Annotated in this window: 8 protein-coding genes; 6 read left to right on the forward strand and 2 right to left on the reverse strand. The window is 57.0% G+C overall.

Translation table 11 applies throughout. From position 1 onward, the window contains the following. A partial coding sequence (locus JKL46_RS34095; protein WP_246529728.1) for a PDDEXK nuclease domain-containing protein occupies window positions 1-304 on the forward strand: 304 nt, incomplete at its 5' end. Between the two features lie 793 nt (window positions 305-1,097). After that, complete coding sequence (locus JKL46_RS34100; protein WP_201842859.1) at window positions 1,098-1,463, forward strand: Crp/Fnr family transcriptional regulator; 366 nt, start codon at window positions 1,098-1,100, stop codon at window positions 1,461-1,463. Here the strand turns inward: JKL46_RS34100 and JKL46_RS34105 are convergent, their stop codons facing one another. Both JKL46_RS34105 and JKL46_RS34110 read right to left on the reverse strand, forming a co-directional pair. After that, complete coding sequence (locus tag JKL46_RS34105; RefSeq protein ID WP_246529729.1) at window positions 1,464-1,799, reverse strand: DUF6894 family protein; 336 nt, start codon at window positions 1,797-1,799, stop codon at window positions 1,464-1,466. Window positions 1,800-1,811: 12 nt separating this feature from the next. Next, window positions 1,812-2,228: a hypothetical protein gene (locus tag JKL46_RS34110; RefSeq protein ID WP_201842860.1), complete on the reverse strand. Its 417-nt coding sequence runs from the start codon at window positions 2,226-2,228 to the stop codon at window positions 1,812-1,814. A gap of 136 nt (window positions 2,229-2,364) precedes the next feature. Here JKL46_RS34110 and JKL46_RS34115 point away from each other — a divergent pair, with 136 nt between their 5' ends. From JKL46_RS34115 to JKL46_RS34130, 4 genes are all read left to right on the forward strand, one after another. Next, entirely contained in the window at window positions 2,365-2,520 is a 156-nt protein-coding gene (locus JKL46_RS34115) for a hypothetical protein (protein ID WP_201842861.1), read from the forward strand. Between the two features lie 46 nt (window positions 2,521-2,566). After that, complete coding sequence (locus JKL46_RS34120; protein ID WP_246529730.1) at window positions 2,567-2,821, forward strand: hypothetical protein; 255 nt, start codon at window positions 2,567-2,569, stop codon at window positions 2,819-2,821. 962 nt (window positions 2,822-3,783) lie between these two features. Continuing rightward, window positions 3,784-3,981 carry a hypothetical protein gene (locus JKL46_RS34125; protein WP_246529731.1) on the forward strand — a complete coding sequence of 66 codons (198 nt, stop codon included), beginning with the start codon at window positions 3,784-3,786 and terminating at the stop codon, window positions 3,979-3,981. A 115-nt stretch (window positions 3,982-4,096) separates the two neighbouring features. Continuing rightward, entirely contained in the window at window positions 4,097-4,381 is a 285-nt protein-coding gene (locus JKL46_RS34130; RefSeq protein ID WP_201842864.1) for a hypothetical protein, read from the forward strand. Window positions 4,382-4,562: the final 181 nt, after the last annotated feature.

Consider the following 4,562-nt stretch of genomic DNA (forward strand, 5'->3'; position numbering starts at 1 on the left):
AGCCCCTGAGGACGTAGGCGGCAGAAGTGGGGAATTTTACTTCGGCGCTTCTGAGGACGATTCAATCGGCATTGACACACCCCAATCAGAGCTCGCCAAGGAGTTGATCAAGGATCCCTATAGCTTTGACTTCTTGGCACTCGGTTCAGACATGTCCGAGCGCGAACTCGAGCGCAGCCTCCTGGATCATCTCCGGTCCCTCATTCTTGAGCTCGGCAAGGGCTTTGCATTCGTCGGCATCCAATATCCTCTTCAGGTGGCTGGTCCCCAATCTGTACGCCACCGCGCGATGGGACGCCTGTGATTCTTTGGAGGGTCGAGGATGGGACGCCACCCAACTTGCGCGTGACCGTGGGATTCTGGACGGTCAAGACAGTAACTAGGCTCCACGGCTGGGGAATCTTTGGGAGCGAGGACAGCTTGCCCTTTCTGGCGGATGACCAGAAGGTCCAACCAAAAAAAGCGCCCCTTCGATCTCAGGAGCGCTTTAGTTTCCGGCTCTCGAAATTGGAGGCAGACCCAGGGGCCGGACTTTCCACCTATAATTGGAAGCTCTCTTTGTCTGTCGGATTCCATACAGTTCTGAAATAAAACTCCTATTATTTGTGGTGATTCCTAAGCGAACTAGCCGTCCCTCGCCCGCCCTCGCTCGGGATCAGTGCAGAGTTGGCTTGACGGAATGAGACATAAAATCCCGTTGAAAGAGCTTCAACTCTTGTCGTTGACGTCCCTATTTGGTCCTAGAGTAGATTGACACTCTGGGACAGTAACCCCGAGGGTCCAATGCCTAAGCTGACCGGTCCAAGATTGAGATGGGTGCTAACAGAGGCGGCCAAGCACACCACACCCGAAAGTATGCGGCGGCGCATTGCTCTTGCGGAGAAGCAGCTATTAGCCTTGGAAGGCTTAAGTCATAGTCGAGACACGCAGAAGGCTCAGGAGGCCCATAAGGAGTTAATCTCCGTTCTGTCGGAACGCCTCGACGGACACACGCGCGCAAACCGAGTCGCGAATTTCGCATAACGTCCAGGATGGAACCGGCCACGTTGGAATAATTTGCCCGCAACCGTGTTATCTGGACGGAGGAGGGTGTGGCCATGACCCACGCTCTGAAAGTTGTACACCGCACGAACTGGCTCCTGGCGGCTCTGGAGTCCGAGGACTTTGCGGCTCTGGAACCCCACCTGGAGGGGGTCGAGCTGACCCTTAAGCAGGTGCTCTATGAGGCCGGTGATCCCATCCGCCACGCCTACTTCCCTCACCACGCCGTGGTGTCGCTCGTAAATGTGCTGGAAGACGGCACCACCGTCGAGGTGGCCCTGTTCGGGCGCGGTGGTGTCGTGGGCCTGCTGCTGCCGAAGTCCACGCGGGCCACCCTTCCTCTGATTAGAGCCTCAATTCTGAATCGAAATCTCTTGGCGCGATTTGCTTCATCAGCAGCGCCACTGCCGCTCCGAGTCTAACTAATGAGCTGAGAGGGCATCAAGCGGAATGACCTGCACCGCCTGACCTGAGGCGTCGACAATCTCTAGCTGCCATCCCTGCCACTCATCCGAGTTCAAGGGGTCTTGAGCCCGAAGCTCTTCGACGGCTTCCATGGCGGAGACCACAGCAGCCTGAACACTGGACGCCGTGATGCCCTCCTCGTCGCGGATCATAGTGTTGCCATCAGTGAGGTTGAAGTAGTAACGCGCTGGTGCCCAAAGACCTGTAGCAGATCCAGCCGAAGATCCGGCAGGCGGATTAATTTCGACAGCGTCTTCAGCAGGTGTCTGATTGCCATTCGTGAAAGTTACCATGGTTGAGACACCTTACTGGATTGCTGGGGAGGAGAGGCTATCAAGATCCACCCACCCGGTGCAGGTCGGGATCTCGGGCACAAGGTACGCGCGGCTTCCATCGAGCTTCGCGACGCGGCAGGGGTAAGTTCTCTTGTCTCCCGGAGGGCGGTACAAAACCAGGCTCCCTTCAGAGACGACATCGTTGGAGACCGACTCAAGGGAGGATTGTGCGATAGGCCCCAGCGGCTCAATGCCGACGGTATCGCGAGAAATGCTCTGCTCGGCTGCGCGGACGCGGTCGAGCGCTGCAATAGCGAGGCGGGCGCGGTCCCGGTAACGGTCCAAGACCAATTTCAGTGGACCACGCTCCTGCCCTGAATGCCAGGAGACACCTCCTGCTTTGGCAAACTCTGCTGCTACGGCTTCAACCTCGCCCTCTGTCATCATCAGCCCTCCTACGTTCCAACTTAGGGCTGCATTCCTGTGCTGCAATCGCAACATCCTGATAAATTCCGTGATGGAATAAACCCGTCCCTGCCTCCGTTAACGAGCATATGACGTTAACCGACAGCAGGAGTGGCTCGTGGCCGACCCGCAAACCTCCGAAATTATTCACAGCATGGTTTCAGACCTGACGGGCGTGGCCGATGCGAACCCGTCATTTCAGCGGGCATCTGTCCTCTTTGTAACCTCGCTCGGCTCCCTAATCGCAGCAAGCCTTCTGCTGGCCAGTCTCTGACACGAGCGGCCACAACGTTCCCTAAACCGCAGGCAGGAGCCGTCTCATGATTAGCGAGAAGATGGGGCACCGAATTGAGCGTGTGGCCCAGGCCATTTATGAAACCGCGCAAACGGGCTGCCTGTGGGCGGACGAGCCAACAGTTCGTCAGGAGCGCTTCCGGGAATATGCCCGCAATGCCGTCAATCTGCTGGACGATGACATTGGCGTTCTACTTCTGGCCTTGAAGGAGGCGGCAGCAGAAGAGCGGATAGGCGGGTGGACACCGCCTCCCAATCCATTGGGAAGCACATACCCTTAAGCGGCGTAGCTTCGGCCGTATCAGCCCAATGCCCTTGGTGCCTAGCCTCATCTCGCGTCGCGCGGTCGCGTCGCAAATGGTTCGGTTACTACCTCGGCCCTGTGGGCATTCGAGCCGTCAGTTCAGCCTGCAGGCTCTGCAACTCCGCTTGGAGCCGTTCAAGGCGCCTCAGCAACTCAGCATCCGATAAGCTCGGCGAAGCAGCGTGGCTAACAGTCAGCCCTTCCTCGGCAAGAGTGATGCTGCGGATCACCTCCAGGAACGTCGGACCAATGCCTGGGGTCGCCAGCCATTGCTTGTCCGGGATCTGGTCGACTTCTCGTAGGCTAGGACAGCGCCCTCCAAACTCACGCAAAAGCGGATGTTGAATCCGCGACGGAACGGCTTCGAGAGGAAAAGGATCATCCAAGTGCATGTGTTACCCCGCAAACCCAACCCCATGGCTGACTATTGCGACGTCCAGATCAAGGCTGTTCCAAGGCGACACATAGACAGATCCTTGGTTTTCGCCCCCTCTAAACCGCTGAGGTAACTATCGTCCTCCAAATCAATTTGGCCTCATTCAAGGACAATAAGAGGAACTTGGTCGGGATACTTTACTCACAGCCGCCTCATCAACCGTGTCGTGACGATGCCGCGTTAAGCGTTGAGAACCTCCTCAGGAGGATCATAGTTGGTGACCCACCGCTCGCGGGTGGCCCAGCGCATCCCTTTTGGCTTGGGTGGCAGACCGAAACTTTTGCAATCCACTTTCCCGAGGAGCCGCGCCTTCGCCTTTTACTATTCGGCCTGCAGTGATTTAAATGCTTGCCGTTCTGTCGGCTTTCCAACAGACGGATTACTCCCGAATCAGCATAGTCTCTTCCAAATAAGAAAGTTCGGGGCGCTTCGTCATCGCCAGCAAATTTCCAAGCATTCCGTGCGCGAACGGCTATGCGATGGCTGTGCAAGTGGGGTGCGTTATGAGTGGCAAGAAGCCGAAACCGGTGCCGAATCCGCGGCGGTACATCTCGCGGCTTGAGCGCGAGCTTGCAGCAGTCGAGGCACAAATCGCACGCCTCGAAAACGATCCGCAGTTGGATCTTGCAGAGCGCGACCACTTTTACCTTTGGAGGCGGTCATCGCTCTTTGTGGAAGGCCGCCTTGGGGTGCTGCATTAAATACCGTTCCCCAGGAACCAAGTCTGCTTTCGCGTAGCCCCTCTATAGGGTCTCGCAAAATACCGTCGCACGTCGGCGATGCTACGCGAGAGTAACAAGAATTCGGAGGAATATGATGGCCACTGCCATGCTCGAACGCCTGCCCACAAGAGCGTCTCAACAACCTGCAGGCACCTACTCGCCAGACATTCTGCAACTGGCGCAGTCGTTGCTGCGGTCCCTCGCCGATATTGATTTTGGGTACCAGAAGGACCGGGAGACAATCCTGACGAGCGAAGTCAATGAGCCTTTCAAACAGAGGGCCATTGCCACACTTGAAAAGCGTCATCAGGAACGACGTGCACCATATCTGCGAGAGCTTGATAAACTGGAGAGGCGAATTCAAAGGACGCTTGCATAGAGGTTGCGCTGTACGCGAGGCGCCACTCCGGAGGCCATCGTCAGGTGCCTGAAAGAGCTTGGTCTAGTCCTGTTCGGCCAAAGACTTCAGGCCGACTCCTCTTGCTAGAGCAACGGCAGTTCTGACGGAGTCGCTGGGGCTATGCGGCGTGGCGGCTTCGTGATTCACTCATCTCGACCCT

It is taken from the genome of Microvirga zambiensis WSM3693 (assembly GCF_016735695.1).
Lineage (GTDB): Bacteria > Pseudomonadota > Alphaproteobacteria > Rhizobiales > Beijerinckiaceae > Microvirga > Microvirga zambiensis.

Coding starts and splice junctions, on each gene's coding strand:
- JKL46_RS34125 (WP_246529731.1), top strand. CDS start 3,784: ATGAGTGGCAAGAAGCCGAAACCGGTGCCGAATCCGCGGCGGTACATC.
- JKL46_RS34100 (WP_201842859.1), top strand. CDS start 1,098: ATGACCCACGCTCTGAAAGTTGTACACCGCACGAACTGGCTCCTGGCG.
- JKL46_RS34105 (WP_246529729.1), bottom strand. CDS start 1,799: ATGGTAACTTTCACGAATGGCAATCAGACACCTGCTGAAGACGCTGTC.
- JKL46_RS34130 (WP_201842864.1), top strand. CDS start 4,097: ATGGCCACTGCCATGCTCGAACGCCTGCCCACAAGAGCGTCTCAACAA.
- JKL46_RS34110 (WP_201842860.1), bottom strand. CDS start 2,228: ATGATGACAGAGGGCGAGGTTGAAGCCGTAGCAGCAGAGTTTGCCAAA.
- JKL46_RS34120 (WP_246529730.1), top strand. CDS start 2,567: ATGATTAGCGAGAAGATGGGGCACCGAATTGAGCGTGTGGCCCAGGCC.